The organism is Candidatus Protochlamydia naegleriophila (assembly GCF_001499655.1).
Classification (GTDB): Bacteria; Chlamydiota; Chlamydiia; order Chlamydiales; family Parachlamydiaceae; genus Protochlamydia; species Protochlamydia naegleriophila.
On record NZ_LN879502.1, the window covers coordinates 2,306,472 to 2,332,215 of the forward strand.

General features: G+C 43.1%; 17 protein-coding genes. 9 read left to right on the top strand and 8 right to left on the bottom strand.

Going from position 1 to position 25,744, the window contains the following annotated elements; all coding sequences use genetic code 11:
* Positions 1-212: 212 nt before the first annotated feature.
* From PNK_RS09790 to rsmA, 5 genes are all read left to right on the top strand, one after another.
* Positions 213-1,637, top strand: coding sequence for a hypothetical protein (locus PNK_RS09790; protein ID WP_059061773.1), 1,425 nt, complete (start codon positions 213-215; stop codon positions 1,635-1,637).
* Positions 1,638-1,745: 108 nt separating this feature from the next.
* Positions 1,746-3,059 carry an F-box protein gene (locus PNK_RS09795; RefSeq protein WP_059061775.1) on the top strand — a complete coding sequence of 438 codons (1,314 nt, stop codon included), beginning with the start codon at positions 1,746-1,748 and terminating at the stop codon, positions 3,057-3,059.
* Between the two features lie 207 nt (positions 3,060-3,266).
* Positions 3,267-4,400: an RsmB/NOP family class I SAM-dependent RNA methyltransferase gene (locus PNK_RS09800; protein ID WP_059061776.1), complete on the top strand. Its 1,134-nt coding sequence runs from the start codon at positions 3,267-3,269 to the stop codon at positions 4,398-4,400.
* Between the two features lie 48 nt (positions 4,401-4,448).
* Positions 4,449-5,522, top strand: a complete 1,074-nt coding sequence (locus PNK_RS09805; RefSeq protein ID WP_059061779.1) for a peptidylprolyl isomerase — start codon at positions 4,449-4,451, stop codon at positions 5,520-5,522.
* A 13-nt stretch (positions 5,523-5,535) separates the two neighbouring features.
* Entirely contained in the window at positions 5,536-6,378 is an 843-nt protein-coding gene (gene rsmA, locus PNK_RS09810; protein WP_059061780.1) for a 16S rRNA (adenine(1518)-N(6)/adenine(1519)-N(6))-dimethyltransferase RsmA, read from the top strand.
* A 450-nt stretch (positions 6,379-6,828) separates the two neighbouring features.
* On the opposite strand, the gene PNK_RS09815 is transcribed toward rsmA, so the two are convergent.
* The gene (locus tag PNK_RS09815) at positions 6,829-8,136 is read right to left on the bottom strand and encodes a D-alanyl-D-alanine carboxypeptidase family protein (RefSeq protein WP_059061782.1); all 1,308 of its coding nucleotides are present in this window, start codon (positions 8,134-8,136) and stop codon (positions 6,829-6,831) included.
* A gap of 229 nt (positions 8,137-8,365) precedes the next feature.
* Between PNK_RS09815 and PNK_RS09820 the strand changes: the two genes are divergently transcribed.
* Entirely contained in the window at positions 8,366-8,800 is a 435-nt protein-coding gene (locus tag PNK_RS09820; RefSeq protein ID WP_032123897.1) for a hypothetical protein, read from the top strand.
* 19 nt (positions 8,801-8,819) lie between these two features.
* Here the strand turns inward: PNK_RS09820 and PNK_RS09825 are convergent, their stop codons facing one another.
* The 6 genes from PNK_RS09825 to uhpC all read right to left on the bottom strand — a co-directional run bounded on the left by PNK_RS09825 (position 8,820) and on the right by uhpC (position 17,447).
* Positions 8,820-9,227 carry an ATP-binding protein gene (locus PNK_RS09825; protein ID WP_032123896.1) on the bottom strand — a complete coding sequence of 136 codons (408 nt, stop codon included), beginning with the start codon at positions 9,225-9,227 and terminating at the stop codon, positions 8,820-8,822.
* Positions 9,228-9,274: 47 nt separating this feature from the next.
* A complete protein-coding gene (lptE, locus tag PNK_RS09830; RefSeq protein WP_059061784.1) occupies positions 9,275-9,850 on the bottom strand; it encodes an LPS assembly lipoprotein LptE in 576 nt (191 codons plus the stop codon).
* Positions 9,843-11,372 carry a tetratricopeptide repeat protein gene (locus tag PNK_RS09835; protein ID WP_059061787.1) on the bottom strand — a complete coding sequence of 510 codons (1,530 nt, stop codon included), beginning with the start codon at positions 11,370-11,372 and terminating at the stop codon, positions 9,843-9,845. The genes lptE and PNK_RS09835 overlap by 8 nt, the downstream gene beginning before the upstream one ends.
* Positions 11,373-11,600: 228 nt before the next feature.
* On the bottom strand, positions 11,601-15,365 hold the full coding sequence (gene dnaE / locus PNK_RS09840; protein ID WP_059061789.1) for a DNA polymerase III subunit alpha: 3,765 nt from the start codon (positions 15,363-15,365) through the stop codon (positions 11,601-11,603).
* Positions 15,366-15,499: 134 nt separating this feature from the next.
* Positions 15,500-15,964 (bottom strand): hypothetical protein, encoded by a 465-nt coding sequence (locus PNK_RS09845; RefSeq protein ID WP_059061792.1) that lies wholly within the window; start codon positions 15,962-15,964, stop codon positions 15,500-15,502.
* A 97-nt stretch (positions 15,965-16,061) separates the two neighbouring features.
* On the bottom strand, positions 16,062-17,447 hold the full coding sequence (gene uhpC / locus PNK_RS09850; protein ID WP_032123892.1) for an MFS transporter: 1,386 nt from the start codon (positions 17,445-17,447) through the stop codon (positions 16,062-16,064).
* Positions 17,448-18,362: 915 nt separating this feature from the next.
* Here uhpC and PNK_RS09855 point away from each other — a divergent pair.
* Positions 18,363-20,819, top strand: coding sequence for an FHA domain-containing protein (locus PNK_RS09855; protein WP_059061794.1), 2,457 nt, complete (start codon positions 18,363-18,365; stop codon positions 20,817-20,819).
* A gap of 53 nt (positions 20,820-20,872) precedes the next feature.
* Here the strand turns inward: PNK_RS09855 and PNK_RS09860 are convergent, their stop codons facing one another.
* Entirely contained in the window at positions 20,873-22,027 is a 1,155-nt protein-coding gene (locus PNK_RS09860) for a hypothetical protein (RefSeq protein ID WP_059061796.1), read from the bottom strand.
* 450 nt (positions 22,028-22,477) lie between these two features.
* Here PNK_RS09860 and hisS point away from each other — a divergent pair, with 450 nt between their 5' ends.
* Both hisS and aspS read left to right on the top strand, forming a co-directional pair.
* A complete protein-coding gene (gene hisS / locus PNK_RS09865) occupies positions 22,478-23,938 on the top strand; it encodes a histidine--tRNA ligase (RefSeq protein WP_032123889.1) in 1,461 nt (486 codons plus the stop codon).
* Positions 23,931-25,718, top strand: coding sequence for an aspartate--tRNA ligase (gene aspS, locus PNK_RS09870; RefSeq protein ID WP_032123888.1), 1,788 nt, complete (start codon positions 23,931-23,933; stop codon positions 25,716-25,718). Before hisS ends, aspS begins: the two co-directional genes overlap by 8 nt.
* Positions 25,719-25,744: the final 26 nt, after the last annotated feature.

The window sequence follows — 25,744 nt, forward strand, 5'->3', positions numbered from 1 at the left end:
ACTTTAACAGTACAGAAAAAACGCAAGCGAACCCACTGGTTTAAAAAATCCTAACCCGATCGGATCAAGTCAAAAAACATAAATCTTATCCTTCATTTTAACCATGCAAACAAATGCCATTCATTTTTTACATAGTTAAATTTCATTAATAAAACACTACATTTCCAAGACACTTAAAAATAAAGCAACTAATTAAAATTAATAGGAATACAATGATTGCCCGTTTTCGATCACTAATAGAGCAATGCTTTCCCATTTGCACACACACTGCATCCAGTTGTGAAACAGCTCGATCTCCGTATCCTCCCCTTTTAGCGGGGCAAGGAAAGGACTTGCCCTTTGAGCTGTTTGCGCATATCCTCTCTTTCGTTCCTCCATCCGATTTTCTTAAAAACCATCTCCTCAATAAAACAATTAAAGGCAAGCTCGAAGAGCGTTCATTATCAGATCTGATTTGGCAAGCCTATTGTGAGAGTAAGAAATGGTCGCAAAGTTCCCATTCAACCGAATCACTTCCTTGGAAAGATGTGTACCAAAACACCCACATTTTTTTGAATGCAACCCTACCAAATTTATCAAGACAACACTATCAGCAAACCACTTTTTCATTTCCCGTCACTCTGACTCTCCCTTTCATTAAAGATGAAAAGGTCTACTTGCAAACGGATGGTAAAAACTATTCGATTAATCTAAAGTCCACCCCTCTTTTAGGTGATTCTTCGATTGCAGATCAAAAGCAGGTGATCGATTTAAATCCGCATCTAGTATTGAAAGTAACAATACCTAGAAATCAATTGCCATCCGTATCTATTACCCCCTTCATCGAATCGCGCGATCAAAAGACGCTGGATAGCATCGGGAAAGCCTTTCCTCACTCTTTCAATAAGTTAAGATCCGTTTATCAAGTTAAAGACAAATTTATCAGCCTCAGCCACGATCCTGCACGCTCCAATACCCTGATGAGTATTCATTCGCTTGAAATTCGGGAGTTTGGTAATCCCATTTTTGAAATGAATGTCAACCCCACCGGGCAAGAGAACTACACCTTCGATTGTTTCGACGTGAGCACACAAATTTTAGCCGTTGCTCCAGCTGGTCAGAGTGAAATTTTGATCTACGATTTTGAAAATGCGGTCTCTCATCTTTTAAAGCATCCAGACACCTTATTAGGCGAGGCATTCATCGATATCTCTCAAGACAACCGCCTGCATTATTTTTACAAGGTTCTCATTAAAGATGATTTGGTCATTGCTACAGGAATCAATAAAAACAAGAAGCCTGCGGTTTATGTATGGAATTGGAAGACTCAAACACTTCTCTATGCCTTTGGCCAAAACACCAAAAGCCCTCTAAAGCTCGAAGCATCGCACTTAAACCACTTATGGAAAAGTGTCATTAGAGTGGAAAATAATAGCTTATTTGTTTGGATGGATGCTTCTTTATGCGTTTGGAATTTGGAGGATGGAGAAGACATCGTGCATTTAAAGTTAAACATTAAGAATGAGCTCATCAATCACCTGGCTTTCGTCGACAATTGTCTTGTGCTCGGCTCAATAAAAAAACTCCACGTATTTAAATTCGACAAGTCATTGAATTGCTCATCAACTCAATGCATCGATTTATCTCAGAAGCCTTAAGCCAGCACTGTGTTTAAAAAGTAACTAAACTTAATACCTAGTAGCCATGGCATTATGCCTGGCTATGCATCCCTTTTAAATAAATTACATTCATCATTGTAGGAATATATGCTATTAAATTGTCTCACATCATTTTTGAAGCGGTTCGGAAGACCTGAACGCATTGATAGAAAAAATGTTGAGAAAGAACGATCTGAAAAATCACTTCAAGATCTTCCTTTAGAGATCATTTTACTGATTTTTTCATTCAATTCTGCCACTGAATATGTGAAAGCCTCTATTATTAATAAAAATATAAATTGGATAGTGAAAAATAGCTCCGAAGGAGAAAGCCTCTGGAAATGTTTTTGCCAACAAAAAAGCTGGCCACAAAACTGTGAACAACTCAAATGGGAAGAGATCTATCGCAAGAATCACATTTTCTTAAAACAGATGCGCTCTCATTTAAGCGGCTGCCATAACCGTTCTGTATATACATTTTTTAGAAGAACGAGCCATTTAACTGTAAAAGGCAACTTGGTCTACCTGCAATCGGACAGTCATTTTCATTCGCTAGATTCTAACCGGCCGCTCCCTAAGCCGCTTCACTCTTCCGAGACCCCCATTCTTCAAAATAATGAACAGCGCATCGACAACAACCCATACGTGATTGCAAAAATCTCAACTAGCCGAACCTATGTCGAATATGCCAACGAAGATATCCCTCAAAAGATCATTTCTGCTTTCCCAACTATGCATAAAAATATAAGACAGGTTTATCAAATAGGAAAGACATTCGTCTCTATTAGCAATGACCCTACAAGATCAACCATTGGTCTGGAGCGTATCCATCAGCTTGATATAAGCCAAGATTGCCAATCCATTTTAAAGGTCGATTTAAATCCCAAGAATTATGCAACCTACCTCTCCGATTGCATGGACTGCAGCTGCGAAATCATAGCTGTGGCACTCGCAGCAGAGAATGAGATTTCTCTTTACCAGCTGGATGGGGAGAAAATCGGCGCTTTGAAGCATCCTCATGCAGGTACGCAAACACTAGTTGATTGGAATGAGACGCAGCCTTGCTTTCGCAAGCTTTTAGTAAAAAACGATCTAGTCGCAGCCATCTCAGTAGACAGTCAAGGCGAATTAATCATTTACGTGTGGAATTGGAAACAAGAAAGACTCTTGTACGCTCTCACCCCCTCGTTTCCATGTATTCACCCTCTTATGAACGAAAGCGATAAATTGGCAATCGAAAATAACCTTTTACTGGCTTACATCAGCGGTTACTTATTTGTTTGGAATGTAAGCGACGGGGAGAACATGGGAAAATTGAAAATTGAGGTCAAATGCCGCACCATTGACAGCCTGACCATGGCGGATCAGCGGATCATCATTAAAACTCCAAATCAGCTGCACCTAGTTGAATTTGATCCATAACTGCAAAGCAACCAGCAGATCGCGTCTCATTTTCATTAATCGAAACCAAGCAGAGGACTACACTCCTTTGCTTGGTTTTGCGACAGTCATCTTTGAAAGAGCGGCCGAATCGGTGAAACATTTGACTACAGAATTTTTAAAGCTTAACTCAGCTTTTTGGGTATAAATCTCTTTCATTCAACTCCGCTCTAGCCTATAATCTCTGGCATGACACAAAAAATACCCTTTCGCGAGCACCATTTATTAACTTTACTCGAAGCTTATGACAAGCAGACGCTCCCGCTTGACTTATTCATAAGCCACTATTTTCGGGAACACACCGCCTTAGGCTCAAAAGACCGCGCCTTCATAGCCGAAACGATTTATGCTTTGATTCGTTGGAAAGGGCTGCTCGATTACCTGGTTCCCTATGCTTGCTGGTTGGATCGCTATGAAGCTTTTCAAACGCTTGACCAAGCAGCAATTCAGCAAAAAACAGACATTCCTTTGCATACGCGCGTGAGCTTTCCCCCTTACCTTTTTAGCCTTTTTGAAGACAACTATGGTACGGATAAAGCGACAGAATTGTGCTTAATCAGCAACACTCCGGCTCCGACAACAGTGCGGGTCAATGCCCTGAAGACAACACGCGATGCCTTATTGCAGAGCTGGGATTCGCAATACAAGGTTTCCCCAACCAAAATATCCCCAGACGGGATCGTCTTTCACAAAAAAATTAACTTCTTCGGCCTCCCCGAATTCAAAGAAGGCCTTTTTGAAGTGCAAGATGAAGGAAGCCAATTACTCGCTCAACTCGTTCGCGTCCAGCCAGGTGATCAATTTTTAGATTACTGTGCAGGATCGGGCGGCAAGACATTGGCCTTAGCTCCTGCTATGCAGCATAAAGGGCAAATTTACGTTCACGATATTCGCCCCTTTGCCTTGCAAGAAGCACGCAAGCGCCTCAAGCGCGCCGGCATTCAAAACAGTCAGATTCTTCTTCCTGACAGCCCTAATCTGAACAAGCTGAAAAAGAAAATGAATTGGGTTTTAGTCGATGCACCTTGTACAGGCACCGGAACGCTGCGGCGCAATCCTGATATGAAATGGAAGTTTGACGAAAACACTCTCCCCCGCCTCATCGGCCAACAAAGAACGATTTTTGAAAAAGCGTTGAGTTTCTTGCATCCAGAAGGGCGCATCGTCTATGCAACCTGTAGCGTCTTGAAAGAAGAGAATCAGCTGCAACTCGAGCACTTTATTAAGACTTACCAGCTTCAAGTTGAAGGGGAAATCTTTCAATCGCTCCCGGCTCAAGGAGAAATGGATGGCTTTTTTGGAGTTGTCCTTAAAAGAGCATAATTCTATCATATTGCACAAACCTTAAACGCCTTAGTGATATTCCCATCTATGAAAAAATTTATCTTTATCGGCCTTAGCGCCTTTTTTTTGGGATTGTGTTCTTTAGAAGCTGCCATAGCTGATTCATTAATGAGCGCACCTCAGCGAGAAGAGCCCAAAATCTTTATCAACAATCGCATTCTGGCCCGTATCAACGGCAAATCGATTTCTACATTTGACATCGTCAAAAAAATGGATGTCGCCTTTTACAAGCAATTTCCGCAATACCTTTCTTCATCCGAAGCACGCTACCAATACTATCAATACAACTGGAAGTATACGCTAGAAGATCTGATTAACAAAGAACTCATCCTAGCCGATGCTCAAGAAAGCAAGGTTGAAGTCTCGAGCGGCGATGTCAGGCAGGAAATGGAGTCTTCTTTTGGCCCAAACATCATTGCGAATTTAGATAAGGTAGGGCTCAGCTTCGACGAAGCTGCAAAGATGGTTCAGGGCGATATCCTCTTGCGCCGTATGATCGGTTCACGAGTCAACGGAAAAGCTTTACGACTTGTAACTCCTGCCAAGGTGCGTAAAACGTATGATGAATTCATACAAGATCCGGCTAATGCCCGCTTAACGATTTGGAATTACCGCGTTCTAACCATTAAAGACCGCAACCTGCAAAAATCGGAAGAAATAGCCAAAGCAGCTTACGATCTGCTCATGCAAGGTGTATCTTTGGATGAAGTTGCCAGCAAACTGAAAGAGCGCAAATTGCTTGGCCGTAAAGGGAAAGCAACTGTTTCAAGTGTCATTAAAAACAATGAAAAAGAACTTTCAAAGGCGTACAAGCAAGTTTTAGATGGCATGGACAATGGCATGTACAGCCAGCCCTTTGCCAACAAAAGCCGTGCGGAACATACAACTGTTTATCGCATTTTATACGTTCAAGAGAAACTGCCTGGCGGCTACCCGACTTTCAAAGAAATGGAAAGCGTCTTAAAAGAACGCTTACTCAACGATGTGGCCGAGCAAGAGACCAACTTGTACATTGAAAAATTGCGCAAGCATTTTTACATCCGCGATAGCGATTTGCAAGCCATGCTGCCAGCCGATTATCAACCATTTATATTGAAATAAGTCACTTGGTCGTATGCCGATTTATAAGCCGAGCGAATTGCGTCTTTTTTTAAATGAACTGGGAATATTCCCTAAAAAGGGGCTGTCTCAAAATTTTTTAATTGACGGCAATATCATCCGCAAAATTGTCAAAGCCTCGGCCGTACAACCGGATGATCTCGTCTTAGAAATCGGTCCAGGACCAGGTTCATTGACCCAGGCCATGCTAGAAGCCGGAGCGCACATTGTCGCTGTCGAAAAAGACTCGACGCTCGCGCAAGCTCTCGAAAGACTCCAGACGCCTTCTAAACAACTTGAAGTGTTTTGCGAAGACATCATGCTCTTTCCCGTACAAAAGGAGCTCCCACTACGCCTTAAAGAGGATCAGCGCGCTAAAGTCATTGCCAACCTTCCCTATCACTTGACTACACCCATCTTGAGTGAAATGGTTGTCCACAGGCACCTTTTCGCTTCCCTCACCGTCATGGTCCAGGAAGAAGTCGCAAGGAGAATGACGGCCGCTCCCGGAACATCTGATTATAGCTCTTTCACCATCTTTTTAAACTTCTATTCCACACCACGCTACGCTTTTACAGTCAGTCGCAACTGCTTTTATCCGGCTCCTAAAGTCGATTCGGCTATCGTTGTATTAGAACTCAAAGAACCTCCTCCCAATGTCAATACCGAAGAATTCTTCAAAATAACGCGGACAGCCTTTGAGCATAGACGCAAGATGCTGCGCGCTTCCCTCAAGTCTCTATTCGATCCTCACCAAATTTCTGAAGCCTTAGAAGCCATTGGACAAAATCCTCTAGCCCGTCCAGAAGTCTTATCGCTGGATGATTTCCTTAAGCTGTATCATATCTTAAGAAAATAGCTAATTAATTCCTCACTGCAGAGTTAATATAATGTTTTTCTCTTCTTGAAAAAATTAAACCCGTTTGCACCCCCTTTTAGCGCAACATCGAGTTGCTTTACCAATCCGGCTCAGTCGCTCTCCAAGCTCTCATTATTTTTCATCTCATTTACCCATAGTTCCTTGCGTCACTGCGGGCTCTAAAATCAGTCGACCTAAAGGCCTCTAACACGCTTACTTTATGGACATTAACAAAAAGAGTAGGCTTGGATAAGAAGAACCAGATTCGACTCATTTCCATCCAGCAGCCCGCGTTTGGATGCTGTGAGAATCCAGTAGGCCGACCCACAATGGACCGCCTAGGAAGCTGTGGGTAACGGAATAAGAAAAAATGTGAGCTTCGTAGAGCGATTAATGGCAAATGACTTGCGAAAGTTAACTTTTACCCTATTCTAGCATTAACGCCACGCCCTAATTCTTTTGTTTGAAAAGACAAATCAATAAAAACGTACCGCTGAACATGAGGCAAATGATGCCTATACCAATCCAAGAAAGAGAATTGAAAAAAGCTACCGTGCCTGCAATCCAATTATGGGGCCATGCAAGAGGAACTTCCTCTAAAGCTAAGAGTGAACTTTTGCTCAAGAGCATTCCATTTTGGGCCACAAGGTGTATCTCTCCAACCTTTTGATTTTTTGCAATCGGCAACTCAGGCACTTGCCAATAAAGCAAACACTTGGCGTTAGGATCTTCGGCTGGATAATACTCCCATTGAATTGGTTCATTCAAAGAGGTTTGAAGCGGACAAGCTGCATAAGAAAGATCCTGGCAAAATGTTTGTTTGCCGCTTTTGAGAAAGGTACGCTGGACTTTCGGTTGATTAAATGCAGCATCGAACAATTTAATCGCATCTTGAAAAATGGCGTTGCGTTCTTTATAGCCCAGCAAAACGGCAATCAAAGTACGCCCTTCTGAGCGAGCCACACCAACATAGGTCTTCTTAGCTTTGGAGTGATAACCCGTCTTGCCGCCTATCGCTTTGCTATAGTAAAAAGGCCCTGGTCTAATCAAGCGATTGGTTTGCAAAAGCGTCGTCGCCGCCTGCTTATTTGTTTTAGGCCTTAAAAACTTTTTTTGGGCAATGATCTGGCAAAAGACAGGCTCTTTTAAAGCCTCTTTAGTCATAACCGCCAAGTCATAAGCTGTCGTCTGATGCTGGGGATGATGCAAACCATGCGGATTGTAAAAAGTCGTCTGCTTGCAGCCAATGTCTTTCAGATAGGCATTCATTTGGTTCATAAATTCTGGAATCGTTGGCCCAATCGCTTGCGCAATCACATTAGAGGCATCATTCCCTGAAGAAATCAGCATCCCGCCCATTAGATCAAGCAAGCTCATCGACTCCCCTTTCTTCAACCCTATGTGCGTCCCGTCAGGCTCTAACCAATAAGCTGGCTTTGTATAATTGGACTTGCGCTTCGCCTCTTGAGAAAGAGTTACCAAAGAGTCCTGCTCTGCGACAATCTCCTGATCCAAAGCTTTGTTTCTTTTGAGGGCATATAAAGCTGTCGCAATTTTTGTTGTGCTAGCAGGATAATGAGAGGCGTATGCCTCTTTCTCAAATAAAATAGCGCCTGAATCGGCGTTGAGCAAAATAGCAGACTCACCAGCAATCGTAAAATTCAAAGGCTCGGCTCCTAAAAAAGAGCAGGCGGATGCCATTAAACAGATTAACCAATGATTAAATGAAAAATAAGAAAAAAAAGGCGATTTCTTCATAAGTTTATAAAATCCTATATCTATACACGAAATAACCCCTTATATCAAGCAATTCTTCAATTTCCTTTCAAAACTCTTCCCTAAATTCAAACTAACTCTAAAACTCAAACTGATTCTAAAGCAAATGATTTACCCTTACAATTTATAAATAAAAACACTGCATTAATTATTTGAATTTCTAATTAAAAAGCGCTACAATAATTATAAGAGGGAAGAGAGGGAATGAATTATGCATAATTTAGCTCTCATAGAAGAATCATACAAGAAGTTCGTTAAGGATCTTTTTTATTGGATTCCGGAAGGGATTTTTCTAGTAAACCTTGATCTTTTGCATCATTTCGATTTATTGCATTTTCAGCCTGCCACGAAGCGGAAAGATCCGAGTTTAACCCGCTATTTTCACATCATTGAATCGTCCGAAAAGATCACTTTAGTTAATGATGACTATATTGTCTGGATTATTCCCGATCGAGTAGACAATATTCCTGTGACTTACACTCTAATAGCCCTTAATAAGCTTGATCAAGAGCTTCAACTAGAGGCTGCCTTCATAGCATCAGGCGTCTACAATACATCAAAGCTAGTACTCAAAGTACTCGAGAAGTTTCTGGCCGAAATTCAAGATAACGAACAGATGTTAGCCAAGTATAAAAACACGGCTTAGAGGTCAATAACCTTTTTTCTCAGAGATATTTAATCAAAGACAAAATATTCCCCTCGTCTCTTCTTCTGTACTCGACCCTATCCATGATGCCGACAAAGATATAGATTCCATATCCCCCAACTTTTAATTCTTCGGGATTATAATCTTTTCCAGAGGGAGCTTTTTCAACCGGATTAAAGGGAATGCCTTGGTCTTTGATCAAGATGCGTATACCCGGCTTACGGCCCGGCTCTTCGCACGTAATCTCGATGGTTCCATTTTTTTCGGGATAGCCATAATGGATGATATTGACGAGGGCTTCTTCTGCGGCAAGAATGATTTTATTGAGCACGAAGGTATCGATGCTCTTTTTTTGTCCATACGCCTGGATAAATTCCAGCATGCCATGGAGGCTTGCTAAGCTGGCTGAAAATGTCTTCTTATGCATAGAAATCTATCTTTCTGCTACACAGACAAAATATTATGTATGACTACTTACCAGCTATTAATGACGTAGTCCACGATTCTCTCAGCTAAGTGGCGATTGAGAGGATACATGACAGCGTCATGGGCTGCATCATAGTCATTGAGCTGGCCTAATGAAAAAACGTTAATACCACGATAACTAGAATAATAGTCGTGATCAAAGTCGACACTGGTTTTGATTCGTGTGGGTCCCCGAATGACCTGCCCGCTACATGCTTCGACGACAGATACTTCGGCAACCACACTTAAACGCGATTCTGTAGGAATAATTGTTTTCTTTAATTCGCCCTGTTTCTTGCGATCATAACGAAAACCAATATTTTCATCACGTAATTCGATTAATTTGATCGTCAAAGTCAAATCGCCCCCTGAAGAGACATAACGCAAAGCTCCCGTTTCGCTCATCCGCCGGATGACCTCTGCTGTGAGCCCCCCTTCTTTATCTCCTTCTGCATAAGGAATTGCGATGGTGCGATAGCGCTCTGAAAGCTCTCCTCGGCCAAACTGATACTGGCAGCTTTTTAGCGTGCACCCCATTACTCCTAGAGACAAGGCTAAGAAGCTCAAGCGAAGAATTCTAATCATCAGAGCACGTTCTTCCTTTCCGATCGCGGCGCTCAACTTCTTTCTTTTTCAATAGGCTGTAATGCAAAAAGTAAGGAGCTGGAGCTTCTAAATCTTCTTCTATGTCGCACTCTTGATAGTTGGCTGGCGGCACAGGCTCCTTGTAATAGGGAACTCCGAAATGATTCTCTTCTTCGGAGAAACCTTCATAGGAGGGCTTTCTAATATAGATATCCTCTTCGATCAGGATAGGGGTATTGAGCAAGGCATCATCTGGATACTCAGGCATTGGCAAGGGGGAATAGACCGGCTCGCTGTAAAACGCTTCACTGCTTACCTGTTCATATACTTGCTCATCGTATGCCGGCTCGCTAGGTACTTCAGGCTCATTAGACACTTCGTTGGAAACAGGCTCGCTATACACAGGCTCCCTGTGGGGCGGTTCAATTGGATTCATAGGCTGGGTATGGCTTTCGAATGGCTCGACTCTGCCCTCATCACGCAACTCTTGTTCTTCGCAAGAATCGCTTCGCTGAACATCATCCCCTTCTGCAACATCCCCTTCCGGACTCTCGCATTCAGGAGCATCGCATTCAGGACTATCGCAACCCAGGCACTTTAGACGCGCCCTGCAAAAATCGGCCACGCGAGTCTCTGGGAATTCCTCGATCGAACTTTGATAATAGATCGCAGCAGCGCCTGGCTGGCTCATTCTCTCATAGAAGAGACCTACATCGCATAATCCCTTAGCATACATTTCTTTAATGCGAGACACATACCCTTCTGCCTCCTCCACTTTCTCGTCGCGGGGAAACTCTTCTTTAAACTTGCGTGCGTTAAGCTCGGCTAAGGCTAAAATATCTGGATTTTGAAATTCATACACGCTTTGCTGACAATAGGATTCGGCAATCTTGAGATAGCAAGTCGGCGTCATTTCGTGTTTGGGGAAGCGGCGAATCAGCGTTTGATAAGTATCAATGGCTTCGCGATAATTTTCCATCTTCTGCAAGAGCTCTGCCTTAGAATAAAGAGCGCAAACGGTCAAATCGTGATTGGGCAGCGCCACAACGACTTCATCATAGATGGTTAGTGCTAATGTTTGCCCTGGCAGCCATTTTGGAAAGTAGCGATAAGTTAAAGGTCTTCTTTTTTTACCCCGTTTGAAGTGTTCAGCAATACAAAATTTGTAATAGACTGCGTCTTCGAAGAAGGACGGCTGTGTCGAGGCGGTGATATAATTGGAAAACGCTTGATTTGAGAAGTCATATTCCTTCATTTCAAAAAAACAAATCCCCAAATAGTAATAAGCTTCGGCCGCCTCTTCTGAATCAGGGAAAAAGTGAATGACTTTTTCAAATTCATTCGATGCTTGGCGCCATTCTTTACGGTTATAGTGATGGCACCCACAGTTATAATGCTGTATCAAATAGCGATCGGCCTCATCTTGGCAGGTGAAAGGCTTGGCTTTAGAAGCATAAGCTGGGGCGGACAGTCCAAAAACACAGCTTAAAATCATAAGGGGTAAAATAGATCGTTTTTTCATGAGACTCTCGCTAAATGAAATGAAATAACTTAAAGGGCATCTGTCGAATATCCATAGAAGACCCTCTTAAAGAATGCCTCAAATGTGCTAATGGGTTGGCTTATGGCTTAATTTTGTCATAATCTCATCATGACTTTTAAGGCACTTCTTAGGACAACCAAGTGTAGAGAGACGGCTGCTTACTGTCAATCTTTTACTCATTCTTGCCGTGCTCTGCCTGAAGCCAATTTATTCAATTGCCAAGACGCATGCGAGCTCGCTCACCTTTTGTTTAAATTGATCATTCAAGGCCACTCCCCATTTACTGTCAACATGCAACGTTGCTAAAGATTTGACTTGGTTGTGAAACTGAATTTGGACCGGTGTGTCTCCATGGTGCTCTTGAATCAATTTCTTAAGTTTCATCACATGGCTTAAACGCGCGCTATCGGCATCTAACCGAATAGTCACAATCTTCATGGTAGGCGCCTCTTTCTCTTTGTCTTTCGGCTGCGCTGGCTTAGCATTTTTGGCTTTATCGGCAGACTGCTTAGCCATTGCATTTTTATTTTGAGCAAATCGAGCAATTTGATGCTTGGCTTTATCGTAAGCCTTATCACAGGTGTCAATCATTTCCTCGTTGGCCTTGGTCAGGTCGTCTAACCAGCGACAGGATAATCGAACATCTTCCTCTTTTTTTCCTACTTGTAAGACAGCATACAGCAGCTGATTTTCCTGCAGCAGGTGGCTCTTTTCTTCGTAAAGATCGGGCCAAATGGGCAGCTCCTGCCTTTCAATCCCATCGCTAATCGTCAAAATGGCAAATTTCTTTTGGGATTTTGCTGAAATCCTAACTTGCAGTGACTCGACAATAAAGGCTGATCGGAAGACAGCATCGTGATCCAATTGATCTAAACGCCTCAAAGGAACGCAAGAGAGGCGCTGTAGGATGTCTTTAAACTCATCCATGGGATGCCCCGTCAAAAAGAAACCAAGCAACGCTTTTTCCTTGCGCAACACTTCTTGTCTCGGCGTTTTATGCTTGATATCAGGAGCCTTAGAGAATTTGCTCGCCATGCTATCATCCATCTTTGAAAAGAGGGAGAGTATGCCAAGCGCCTGCTCTTTTTGCTCTTTTGAAACCGACTCATAAATCGGATCAATGCTCATCACCAAAGCATCTCTAGACCAGCCTGTAAAATCAAAACTACCAGCTTCCACCAAACTCTCAATAACTTTTTTACCCACTTTTTTCGTATCGATCCGCTTAAAAAACTCATAGAAGTCCTTAAACGGACCTCCTTTTTGCCTCTCCTGGATAATAGCCTCAACGACACCCGTTCCAACCCCTTTAATCCCCGTCATAGCAAAGCGGATTCCTTGCTTGGTGGCTTGAAAAGCATCACCCGCTTCATTGACGTCGGGAGGAAGCATCGGGATATTCATGCTTTGGCACTCGCGAATGAATTTGGCCACCTTTGCCAGATCGTCCCGATCGCAAGTCATTAACGCTGCCATCCACTCGCGGGGATAATTTGCCTTTAAGTAGGCTGTGACATAGGAAACGTAACCATAAGCTGCCGCGTGCGACTTATTAAATCCATACGCAGCAAATTTTTCCATTTTGTCGAAAACCAGCATGGAAGTCTGTTCGTCGATCTGGTTTTCCAAAGCGCCCAAGCGAAATTTCTCGCGCTGCTTGGCCATCTGGTCCATGTCTTTTTTTCCCATGGCGCGGCGCAAGACGTCACCTTCCCCTAGCGAGAAGTTGGCAAGCTTGCTTGCAATCTGCATGACCTGCTCTTGGTAAACCATGATGCCATAGGTTTCTGCTAAAATGTCTTTCATCCAGGGGTGATCGTTTTCAATCACTTCCCGTCCATGCTTACGGTTGATAAAAGAAGGAATCATATCCATCGGACCCGGACGATACAAGGCGCCCACCGCAATAATTTCTTCAAAGCGATCGAGGTGCAATTGACGTGCAAGGTCCTGCATGCCTCCAGACTCCAACTGGAAAATCCCGAGAGTCTTACCTTGGTTTAAGAGGTCAAAGGTTGGCTTATCATCTAATGGAAGATTGATCCAATCAATACACTTTCCAGTACTCGCTTTAATCGCATTGACGCAAATTTGAATCGCCGTCAACGTTTTCAAACCTAAAAAGTCCACCTTTAACATGCCAACCAATTCAACCGGCTTCATCGAAAACTGCGTGACCGGCATGTCAGAATCTTTGGAATTGCAGATCGGAATCAACTCTGTAAGAGGCGCTCCGCTAATAATGATACCGGCAGCATGGATACCGGTGTTGCGAATCGACCCCTCAAGCTTTTTAGCCAAATCGATTAAGCGGCCAACTTCTTCGTCATTTTCGTATAGCTGGCGCAAATCTTGATCTTTTTCTAGAGCCTTATCGAGCGTAATATTGAGGTCTTCGGGAACCAATTTTGCAATTTCGTTCACTTTAGCTAAAGGCACGCTCAAGACTCGTCCGACGTCTTTTAAAGCCATTTTGGCTTTCATGGTACCAAACGTAATGATCTGAGCCACATTGTCTTTGCCATACTTTTGCAGCGTATAGGCAATCACCTCGCCGCGCCTATCCATGCAAATATCGACGTCGATATCGGGATAAGAGATACGCTCGGGATTAATAAAGCGCTCAAAGAACAAGTGGAAGCGTAACGGTTCGATATCTGTGATGCCAATGAGATAAAGAACGATGGAACCCGCTCCCGATCCACGCCCTGGACCCATCGGGATGCCATTGCGCTTTGCCCAATTGATGAAGTCCCAAACGATGAGTAAGTAGTCGCTCATTCCCTTTGGAACGATAATGCTCATTTCATAGTCTAAGCGCTCCCGAATGACCTGCATAGGATCTTTTTCAGGATAAATTTCTTTAACTTTGGCTAATCTCTCTGGCGTATAACGGGTAGGAATCCCCTCTTCACACAGCTTCCATAAGAACTTTTCAACTTCTTCGCGCTGCTCTTCTTTTCCATAAGTCGCATTTTCTAGGCTTGGGGGTAAATAAACCGGATAATGCTTGGTTTTGAAGTCGATTTCTACATGACAAAGCTCGGCAATCTTTTCAGTATTAGAAATAGCTTCTGGAATATCCTGAAAAAGGGAGACCATTTGCTCTGCAGACTTAAAATAATACTCATGCGAGGGATAGGTCTGCCTTTTGGGATTGGGTACACGAAATTTAGGATTGCCATAGGCATCTTTTTCCCAAATCTCACAAGGCTCTCCCGATTGAACGTTGAGAAGAATCTCATGTGCGCGCCAATCTTCCCGATCGATATAGTGGATGTCATTGGTTGCTACCAAGGGAATTTGATGCTCTTGACTCAGGGAGATAAGAGCCGTGTTGACCTTCTGCTGCCGATCGCGATAGTCCTGATACTGCTGCACAAGCCAAGATTCCTGATAGAGGCCGTCTGATTGAATATCTTCTGCCGTCATTTGGTGGCGCTGCAAGTCTAAGTAGTAGTCATCCTTAAAGACTTCCCGGTACCAGTTCAAATGCTCCAAAATGCTATCTGGCGTCCCTTGCAAAATTTCGTGTGACAAACGCGTTCCCAAGCTACCAGCCAAGCAAATGAGGCCTTCACTGTGTTGTTTGAGGAGATCTTGGTCGATTCTAGGATAATAATAAAATCCCTCGATATAGCCAGCAGATGACAGCTTGCATAAGTTTTGATAGCCCTGCTTATTTTTTGCTAGGAGCGTGAGATTGTAAGCCGCGCGCAAACCAGGCACTTTTGTCTTCTCCAAACGGGAACCTGGCGCTACATACAATTCGCAGCCAATTAAAGGCTTTACCTTGGCATCTTTACAAGCCTTATAAAAATCGACAATTCCAAACAAGTTGCCATGATCGGTCAAAGCCATTGCTTTCATACCATCTTGGGCCGCTCTTTGGGCTAAGTCGGTAATAGAAGCGGATGCATCCAAAATCGAATATTGAGAATGGGTGCGAAGATGAATAAATGGGGTCGTCATAGAATGAAGCTTGGCGTCTATAAATTGGGGCTTGTTAACTACTCTCTTGAATTCGCTAATCAATCAGTTTAGCTAATCACTCAAGTGTAAAGGATATGCATCTAAGATAACAAATGAGTTAAATAGCACCAACCTCAATTATTTTTTAACAACCCAAGCCAGTTGGTGATATTTACACTTACTATAGCTGTGGACCCCAAGACATAAAACGTACTGTGTCCACTGGCAGACTGCAAAAAAGAGCCGCATAAAACTAAGGCAGCAACCGAGGCGATTACAGCCGCAACATCCACAACCCTTCCCAAGTTATTTTCTAATGACTCTGCTTGTTCAACACAGGTCTCTGTCGAACGCGCGATACGAACAAAGCCTCTCAAAGCTAAAGGCACGCCAATCGATGCGCCAAGCCCCAAGTAAAGAACTGGCAGAGGAAGTAAACGCTGGTACACGTTGACCCAAATTCCAGAACAGACAGCTCCAAGCGAAGCTAAATGCAGTGTATTTGCCAACAATACATTGTCAGCAGCATACGCTTCTCTTCCCTGAAAACTGCCCAATACGGTTAAGGCAATCGATGTACTCATTGAACATGCATTCATAATACAACCATTTTTACAACACCATGCGTTTAAAGCGGTTTCACCTCTCCATAAACTTAGACAAAGTTTAAGGAAAGGTGAAATCTCAAATCCATCTTTATTTAGAAGTGGAGGCAAGAGTTTGAGAAGCTGCCGGAGAGAATTTATTTTTTGAGCGAAGGCTTGACGCCGTTACAGACCATAGAGGGAGGAGTAAAAAGGTGGATATGATACAGCAAGCAAGCAGTGCCCAGAAAAATCCTTCCCATCCCCATCCTTGAGTAATGGTCCCTAATGGATAGCCAGCAAAGGCGGCTCCAATGTAGGCAAAAAATCCGACAAATCCAGTCGAAGTGGCCGCCGCCTTTTTATGAGACAATTCGGCCGCCGCCAACCCAATCATCATTTGCGGTCCAAAAATGGCAAAGCCGATGCAAAACATAAGAATAGAATCTAACACAGAATAGCCGGGAGGGATCATCCAAAAGATTCCAATGAAACCAAGCATTCCGACAGTAAACAGCACATTTATCGGTCCTCTTTTGGCCCCAAACAGGCGGTCCGACGACCAGCCGGCGGCCAAACTACCAAAGAACCCTCCTACCTCGAATAAAGAGACGCATCCATTGGCACCGATGCTGCTATATCCCTTCGATTCCACTAAAAAGAGAGCTGTCCAATCATTGATTCCTGTGCGAACGGCATAGACAAAGAAATAAGCGATCGCCAATATCCAAAGATAAGGATTCTTGAGAACGTAATCGACCAGGACCTGCTTGGTGGTTAACTCTTTCTCATTGCCTTCACTTTCGACTTTGTCGACATAATCATTGCGGTATTTTTCAATAGGAGGCAAGCCAAGTGATTGGGGAGTATCTCTTAAACGATTAATTAAGAAGAATCCAACTAAAATACACAAAACCCCGGGGAAATACATCGCATAGCGCCAGCCAAAGTATTGCAGCGCAACTCCAGCCACCCAAGGAATTAAAAAACCGCCCACATTATGGGAAACATTCCAAGTCGACCACCACGAGCCGCGCTCCGAATGAGAATACCATTGAGTCAAGAAACGAGCACAAGGCGGCCATCCAAAACCCTGGAACCAACCATTGAGTCCCCAAAATAGAGCAAAAAAGAAGATAGAAGAAGACAAACCAAAGCAAATATTGCAAATCCCCGTCAAAATCAATCCGATCGCCATCATATAACGTGGATTTGTACGGTCTCCAATCACACCGCTGGCAAATTTACTCACCCCGTACGTTAAAGAAAGAATACTTCCCAAAATTCCCAACTGACTCTTGTCAAAGCCAAGATCTTGAATCAACCCCGGCATGGCAAACGTAAAACTTTTTCGCGTGAAATAGTAAAAGGCATATCCAATAAACATGGAGTAAAGAATACGAATACGCCAATATTTATATTCTGTTCTAATAACCTCTTTATCTTTTATCTCAGGAATGTGGGGAGCTGGTTGCAGCAAAGCGAGCAATGTGTTCACATGTTCTCCTTAAGGTTTCTCCTACAACACGAAAACGCATTTAAACGAGCTATTAATAAATTAAAGTTTACTCATTCAAACTATTGTTTTTCGATAACATTCATTCTAAATAAATTAAAAACAAAATAGTGATAGAGTTCCATTTTTCCTATCACCAAAAAACAGGTACTAGAATAGAAAAATTAGATTCTGTCAAGATTTTTCCATTCTATATCTATCTAAGAACGGTTGGTCACAAGACCGCTCTTAATTCATGTTTTGGTCCGATTTTAATCCATTTTGCGTAGAGAGCAGTAGCTTGTCAACCAAGATGAAATCAAATCAAATCAAAAGGGATTATTTTAAATCCCATAAAAAACCCTATAACCTTATGAGGCTTATAGGCCCAAGCACCTGAAAAATTGGCTTTTGGAATACGCCAAAGTCCCCATCCATGACCATCACCTGCCTGCTTTCAACAACAAACAACTGATAAACAGCTAATCTAAATCTTTCACGTTATCCAAAGGGCAATTTTCCGCACGTGTTATGCAAGTACTTTGTTATATAGAGAATTTCTTATTTTTCTACCATTAACAAAGGCGTCAAAAAATTATTTAAAAGAATCTATTATAATTTTGATCCCTTTCAAGATCAAGACATAATGCAAATAAATGTCACATAAACCAAATCTTTTCTAATCATTTTAAATTAATTCATCATTTAATTTTTTGAAATAGTGACTATAAATAAGCTTTTGATTAGGATATTGGGTTTTTATGAGCAAACGCGCAAACTAACACGAAAACTACCGAGTTATCGATTAACTTTCAGCGAAACCCAAAGCACGCAAGAGCCTACAATTCTCATTGACGTTCGCCTCTTAATCTGTTAGAAATATTTAAAATATAAATAGTAAGGTATTTAGCTTTCCTTATGATCCGGCTTACGATTAATGCCCAATCTGATCCAGAAATCCACCTATTCAATAAATCTACAATTTTGATGGGGGCGGATGCGAATCTCGTTGATTTAGTATTAGCCGGGGCCAGCATTCAAGCCATTCATTTAAAGATCGTCGAGCAGAATGGATTTTTAATCCTCATTAATCAAGCTAATGACCCATTTGCCTCTGTGAATGGCCATCCGTTTGGAAAAAAACTGCTCAATTCTGGCGATGTCATTTTAGTTCAGCAGCATCAGATTTTATTTGAAAATCTCGCGACATCTACGATCATTCCTTCTAGTGCTGCGACGTCGATGAACTCTCTAACACCTCTCTTGCAGGAGAAACTTCAAAAACAGGAGGGAACGATTCCCTCAGAGCCCGCCTGCCTTGTGCAAGCGGAGGCCTCTAAAGGGCCTCTGTTGACCATTACACTTCCCTTTGAAGCAGAAGTTGAAGCCTTAAAAGATGAGGAGTGGAAAAAAACCAATTTAGAGCTCTACTTAAACAGTGGCTCTCCCTCTCAAGAAGAAGATAGCGACTCCGATTTACCTCTCCTAGCATCTACATCCTCTCATACAAGCAAGCAAGAACACAAAAAGCCAACTAGCCTCAAGGATGACTATCTACGAGATCTAGAGGATGACAACCAGCTGAAAAAGGGCGAATTTCATTTTGCGAGTTCTGAGCCAAGCCACTTGGCACAGGCATGGAAATGGATTATCTTTTTCATTCTTTCCGTATTGACCATTTCAGGTCTTGTGGGAACGGTCATTTACTTCAGTTTTAGCGACCGTGTGGAAGCGCAAGAGATTAAAGCTGCTCAAGGAGTGTCTGACTTTGCCATGGCTTTAACGCATGCCAAATTGTATCGGCTTAAGCCTCACAATCAAAACTGGGCCGATGCTGACTTCCTAAAAAACAACCTGCTGACGATCCTGCCAGATACGGCTTCTTATGCCAATCAGGTGGATGCGCAAGGCCAGTTCAACTGCTGTCCGTATACCTTAAGAATTTATACCAATAGCGACTTATCACACTTCCTCTTGATCGCTCAACCGGCTCCAAGCATCCTCCATTGGCTGATTCCAAAGTCGACTATTGTGGTTGACTCAGCAGCCATGGAATTGCGCACCCTTAAAGACTTGCGCAGCCTGAACCGATTATTAGCCAATCCCGATCCTTTAGAAGGAATAAACGGTAAAGAGATTTCTACATTGGTCAAGCAGGGCGGTCTCATTCGTCTTTCTACATTAGCGGCAGAGGCGAATCAGCCAGATTTTGCGCCGCCTAAAAATTTAGGCTGGGTAAAGCCAGGCGCGGAGAATTTTATTTATAATGCCCCCCGTTATTACCGCCTTGGCCAGAGCCTGATGCAAAAAGCTGTCAATCTATCAACTGCGAAAGGTACGAGCCAAGAAGTCGCAGCTTTAAAGCAAGACGTCGAAAGCTTTTCCAACCTCAATCATTTTGTGATTTATGCAGACCAAGGGAGAAAACATGCCTTATTGACAAGGCAAGGCCTTGCGACATTTGCCCCTTCAGACAAAATCCTCTTTGGCTATTTGCTGTTCAACAATCAAGGCAAAATTTATCAGGTCCACCTCCTAAAGGAAGATGAGGAACTAAAAGATCCCATTTCCCTACTTTCGAGAGATAAAGATGGGGATCAAATCGCGCTGGGCGGATCAAAAATAGACTTCAAAGACCGCCACTTAGCTGACAACGCACAGCATGTCGATTTTAATCATCCGATCTACATTCAGCTGCAAGCCTTGACTATGGCCAGAGAAAATGAATTAACGCCGCTTTCGGCTGCATTGCACAACCTTTTAAATCACGAGCTGCAACATCCGAACAATAATTTTCAAATTGAATTCCAAACGCTGTCGCACACCTATTTGATGGCAGATGCCAAACATAGGCAATCGATCAAAGAGGCCTTAGAGATTCTTTATCATCAATATGAAGACATGCCGGCCAATCAATTTATAGCTTTTGTCAAACAGCTGCGGCTGGATCAGCTCATTCAACAAGATGACCAAACCTTCAGTCTAGCCGATGAAAACTGCGCCCAAAACATTGAAACCATGCTGGTTCTCATCGAAAAAGCCAAATCGCTTGCGGAGCTGGACAATCTTATTCACATCGCGAATACCTGGCTAAATTTCGACTATGTCAAAGATCCTGAAGAACTAATTAAATATCAGAATTTATTAAGAAATAGCATCTTAGCACAGCTTGAAAAGCAATTGCTTTCTCAAACGCGCCAACTGAGCGTTAAAGCAGAAGACAGAGACCTCTTGCAACGCATTCTAAGCCATGAACGCCTCATCAAATCGGAAGAAAGAGATTTCTTTTTAGAAGAATTCGATGAATTGCTGGCTGCTGGGCAGTCCCAACAAGAAGAGCCAGCCAGCGAGCAAAATAAAGAGACGCCTTTATAGCGAGCGACTGCATACATGTCGAATGATAACAGGCGTCTCAATAACTGAGCTAATTAGGCATTTTGGCCAATAAAGGCTTGTAAGCTTCTTAACAACACCTTTTGTTGCTCGACTAAATAGAGGTCGATCAATGCCATGCTCTGCATGGGATCTAGACTCTCCCATATATGCGTCATTTGAGACAGGAATTTAGCCGCTAAGCCTCCCGCAATATCGACATGCTCCTCCATCCTTGCTCTCAAAAAATAAAGAAATAAATAAACATCTAAATGATGCATGCGAGTACTTTGCCTGTCATTAGCTGTCAGCTTGTAGACTCCGTCAGAGGGATGGTGAATGCAAATAGTCGATCCATCTCTTTCAATCTCAAGAAAACGTGTCAGCGTTTGGCTGTTGATCTGCCTATACAGATCGCAAGCCTCATACATTTTATTTATGGATGGCTCTTGAGAAATTTCTATTTGCCCATTCACCGCAATCACTTCACCCACAAAAAGAGTGATCTCTTCTTTTACAGCTAACCTTTGATGCACCTCTGCAACACCTGCATATTGAAAACTTCCCATTGAAGGCAAGTGAGAAAGGGCAGATCTTTCAAACATCCTCCTTGAAAAACCAGAAAAATGCTCTTGAAAGTTAATGTCTCGAGACAGATCTTCTATTTCCTGCTGTACGAGCTGATTTTGATCGGCAATAAAGGCTTGAAGCGATCCAGCTAATTGTTGCCGTTGATTTTCCATTTCATTGAGCTTAAATGCTAAAGAGGCCTGGCTTTGCAGGTGCGGCCATGCTTCTTGGGGATAGTTGATCAGGTGTTGCAGACCATTGCCGCGCTTGGTTGTCAAGGAGTGCTCTCTGAAAGAGGATAGATCTCTATTCAGCCACTCAATCCCTCTTAGGGTCCAAACATACTCTGTGAGCGCTTCCAAAATTGGTCTATTAGACTCATGGTTAATATCGACTGTACAAAACGTATGACCGGTGCAGTCTGCAATCTTTAGCAGACCTTGCGGAGAAAAGGGCACAAACGTAAAAGAGATCGGATCCATTTCCTCTTGCCCACACCTATAATCAAAAAGAAGCGCAGCGAAATACGAAAGCGGATGGATCGGCTCCTCTCTCGCAGTCTCTGTCGACACCGGTTGTGCAGACATCGCGGAAAAAACAGTTGGGCTCGTCGTTGGATTTGAAAGTGTATATATTTTCATTCGAAATTCCTTTAAAAAAAATACTGACATATAAAATACTTGAAAATCTAAAACGCATTCGATTTTTCCAACCATTTTTACTTGCAGGTAAGGTTTTTATTTCCCTGTTGCATTAATCTCTATTGCTATCTCCTTTACTCTTTATTATTTTCCCAGTATCATTCTTATCATTTCTCTCTCTTGTAAATCTAAGAGGGTGTTGACAAGCCTCGATCGAATGCTTCACCTATATACCCAAAACGCCTTGACATTTAGGTAGCTTGCGTCGGAAAGAAATGGCTTTATGATAATAGTTTATTTACTATTGTCTACTAAGGACTTTTTTAATTTTCGCTCACAAGACGTCTCATGCGATCGCCTAAGCCAGCTGACACTCCATTATCAAGCATTTATTAAGTGTAGCGAAAGCTCAGATACATAAAATCTTATTATCACTAAGAGGTCGTTTGTATGAAGTATCCCATTCCACCAGGCGTTTTTGATATCATTCCCAAAGACAATCAAGAAACATGGAAGAGCTCTTATTTATGGGATTTTGTCGAAAAGACCATTCGCAAAACAGCAAAAGACTTTGGCTATCAAGAAATCCGCACACCCGCATTTGAGCGCACCGAACTTTTTCAGAGAAGCGTTGGCGAAACATCGGACATTGTATCCAAAGAGATGTATACCTTCGAAGACAAGGGCGGACGTTCGATGTCTCTTCGTCCAGAAGGTACAGCGCCTGTCATGCGTGCCTTCATTGAAAATCAAATGCATGCATCTGCACCCATCCACAAGCTCTTTTACATCGGCCCGATGTTCCGCTATGAAAGAGCACAAGCTGGCCGCTATCGCCAGCACCATCAATTTGGCGCCGAAGCGATCGGTAATCAATCCCCTGAACAAGATGCTGAGCTGATTGATTTGCTCTATACGCTGTATCAGCGCTTAGGATTAAAAAACTTAAGTTTAAACCTCAACTCGATCGGTGATCTGTCTTGCCGTTTAGCATTTAGAGAGGCTTTAAAAGACTATTTACGCCCTCATTTAGCCTCGCTTTCCCAAGACAGTCAAAACAGATTTGAGACCAATCCCTTACGTATTTTAGACTCCAAAGATCCCCGCGACAAAGAAATCGTCGCTCAAGCACCTTCCATTCTAGACTTCTTGAATGAAGAGTCGCGTGAACATTTTGAAAAACTCAAGCAGCTGCTAACCCTGCTTAAAATTCCCTATCAAATCAATCCGCTACTCGTACGAGGCTTGGATTACTACAACAAAACAGTTTTTGAAGTTGTGGCAGGCGAATTGGGAGCTCAAAATAGCATCGGCGGCGGCGGCCGCTACGACGGTTTAATTCGCGATCTTGGTGGACCTGATCTTCCGTCCATTGGATTCGGAACGGGGATTGAGCGCATCATTCAAACAATGATTAATCAAGGCATTCCCCTTCCTACGCCTCCTCGCCCAAGCCTATTCCTCATTCCACTTGGAGAAGAAGCTAAACGGGTCTGCTTTACACTGACACATGAGCTGAGACAGCACGGCATCCCTTGCCAAATGGATTTTAGCGGAAAAAAAATGGGAAAATTGCTGCAGTATGCGGATCAAATTGGATCCACCTATGTAGCTGTCATTGGCGATCAAGAATTGGAAAACCAGGAAATTGAATTAAAAGAAATGGCAACAGGTAGTAAATTCAAGCTAGCCATTAATGAGCTCACGCCCACTCTAAAAATCGATGTGACGGGGCAAACTTATTTAAAGCTATGGGAAGAGCTCTCTGCACCATTTGCAAGCGAAGGACAAAATCAATTTTTCGCTGAAAAATTGAAAGCTTCGCTTTCTCAAACGCAGAAGCTAACCGAACAAGTGCAACATAATATAGAAAAAATGAAGAAACTAGTGGAAGAACCATATGATGTTTGATTACCGCAGAACCCACACCTGTGGGGCATTACGCAAAGAAGATATTAACGCGCAAGTCACTTTGTCCGGATGGGTCAATCGCAGACGCGACCACGGCGGACTTATTTTTATTGATTTACGCGACCGCTTCGGCCTGACCCAGCTTGTTTTCGATCCCATCAAAAGCCCAAATGCTCATGCAGCCGCAGAAAAACTCCGCTCCGAGTGGGTTATTTCCATTAAAGGCACTGTTATTCCCCGCCAAGAAGGAATGGCCAATCCAAAGCTGCCAACTGGCGACATTGAAATTTTAGTTCACGAAATGGAAATTTTGTCCAAAGCCAAGACACCTCCTTTTTCTGTTTCCGACGAATTGATTGATGTCAATGAAGAATTGCGTCTCAAATATCGCTATTTAGATATTCGCAGAGGCGATGTAGCCAAGAAATTGATCACCCGCCACCAAGCCATGTTAGCCATCAGGAAGCATCTGGATGCGCAGGGCTTTTTAGAAATTTCTACGCCTATTTTAGGAAAATCAACGCCAGAGGGCGCTCGCGACTACCTTGTTCCTTCGCGTATTTACCCTGGATTATTTTACGCCCTTCCGCAATCGCCTCAAATCTTTAAGCAGCTTTTAATGGTATCTGGAATGGATCGCTATTTCCAGATTGCTCAATGCTTTAGAGACGAAGACTTGCGCGCAGACCGTCAGCCTGAATTCACTCAAGTCGATATGGAAATGAGCTTTGGAACGCCTGAAGACTTGATGCCTATTATTGAAGGACTCATCAAAGTCGTCTTCAAGGCATGCTCCAATATCGATGTTCCAACACCATTCCGCAGGCTCACGCATGAAACCTGCATGGAAAAATATGGCTGCGACAGACCCGACATGCGTTTTGGCATGGAGCTTCACAACCTGAACGCCATTGCTGCCAAATCAACATTCTCTGTTTTCCTCGATCAATTGCGTGTAAACGGGATAATCAAAGGCTTCTGCGTCAAAGGCGGAGCCGAACTGTCGCGCAAAGCCATCGACGAGTACACGGATTTCGTCGGACGCCTTGGGATCAAAGGACTTGCCTGGATTAAAAGACAAGATACAGGCCTTAGCTCCAGCATCGTAAAGTTCTTCCCAGAAGATGTTCAACAAGAATTGATCGCCGAAATGCAAATGGAAGTGGGCGACCTTATCTTCATGGTGGCCGATGCCCCTGCTAGAACCAATCAGGCGCTTGATCACTTAAGACGCAAAGTTGCCCGCGATAGAGGCCTCGTCGATCCTCATCACTATGAATTTTTATGGGTCACCGACTTCCCGCTATTTAGCTGGAATGAAGAAGAAGGACGCCTCCAAAGCGAGCATCACCCCTTTACATCTCCAAACCTGGAAGACATCCACTTGTTTGAGACAGAACCTCTAAAGATGCGTTCATCAGGCTACGACATTGTCCTGAATGGCTACGAAATCGGGGGCGGCTCGCAACGTATCCACAACAGCGAGCTTCAACAAAAGATTTTTGAAATCTTAAAGCTCTCTCCAGAAGAATTGGAAACCAAGTTTGGCTTCTTCCTGGAAGCGCTAAGTTATGGAACGCCTCCCCATCTAGGAATCGCGTTAGGGCTCGATCGATTGATCATGATTTTGACCCAAACAGAAAATATCCGCGATGTGATTGCATTCCCCAAAACACAGAAAGCTAGCGACTTAATGATGGAATGCCCATCTAAAGTAGCTACGGAACAACTTAAAGAGTTGGAAATCCGTGTACCGGACGCTCAATTTTCTTGGACTTAAATCTATGATTGCCTACAGTAATATTT

Bases quoted from the DNA above. Each gene is read 5' to 3' on its own strand.
- PNK_RS09805 (WP_059061779.1), top strand. From the start codon at position 4,449: ATGAAAAAATTTATCTTTATCGGCCTTAGCGCCTTTTTTTTGGGATTG.
- PNK_RS09845 (WP_059061792.1), bottom strand. From the start codon at position 15,964: ATGAATGCATGTTCAATGAGTACATCGATTGCCTTAACCGTATTGGGC.
- PNK_RS09860 (WP_059061796.1), bottom strand. From the start codon at position 22,027: ATGAAAATATATACACTTTCAAATCCAACGACGAGCCCAACTGTTTTT.
- PNK_RS09835 (WP_059061787.1), bottom strand. From the start codon at position 11,372: ATGAAAAAACGATCTATTTTACCCCTTATGATTTTAAGCTGTGTTTTT.
- PNK_RS09855 (WP_059061794.1), top strand. From the start codon at position 18,363: ATGATCCGGCTTACGATTAATGCCCAATCTGATCCAGAAATCCACCTA.
- aspS (WP_032123888.1), top strand. From the start codon at position 23,931: ATGTTTGATTACCGCAGAACCCACACCTGTGGGGCATTACGCAAAGAA.
- PNK_RS09815 (WP_059061782.1), bottom strand. From the start codon at position 8,136: ATGAAGAAATCGCCTTTTTTTTCTTATTTTTCATTTAATCATTGGTTA.
- PNK_RS09800 (WP_059061776.1), top strand. From the start codon at position 3,267: ATGACACAAAAAATACCCTTTCGCGAGCACCATTTATTAACTTTACTC.
- PNK_RS09795 (WP_059061775.1), top strand. From the start codon at position 1,746: ATGCTATTAAATTGTCTCACATCATTTTTGAAGCGGTTCGGAAGACCT.
- hisS (WP_032123889.1), top strand. From the start codon at position 22,478: ATGAAGTATCCCATTCCACCAGGCGTTTTTGATATCATTCCCAAAGAC.
- PNK_RS09790 (WP_059061773.1), top strand. From the start codon at position 213: ATGATTGCCCGTTTTCGATCACTAATAGAGCAATGCTTTCCCATTTGC.
- lptE (WP_059061784.1), bottom strand. From the start codon at position 9,850: ATGATTAGAATTCTTCGCTTGAGCTTCTTAGCCTTGTCTCTAGGAGTA.
- PNK_RS09825 (WP_032123896.1), bottom strand. From the start codon at position 9,227: ATGCATAAGAAGACATTTTCAGCCAGCTTAGCAAGCCTCCATGGCATG.
- dnaE (WP_059061789.1), bottom strand. From the start codon at position 15,365: ATGACGACCCCATTTATTCATCTTCGCACCCATTCTCAATATTCGATT.
- PNK_RS09820 (WP_032123897.1), top strand. From the start codon at position 8,366: ATGCATAATTTAGCTCTCATAGAAGAATCATACAAGAAGTTCGTTAAG.
- rsmA (WP_059061780.1), top strand. From the start codon at position 5,536: ATGCCGATTTATAAGCCGAGCGAATTGCGTCTTTTTTTAAATGAACTG.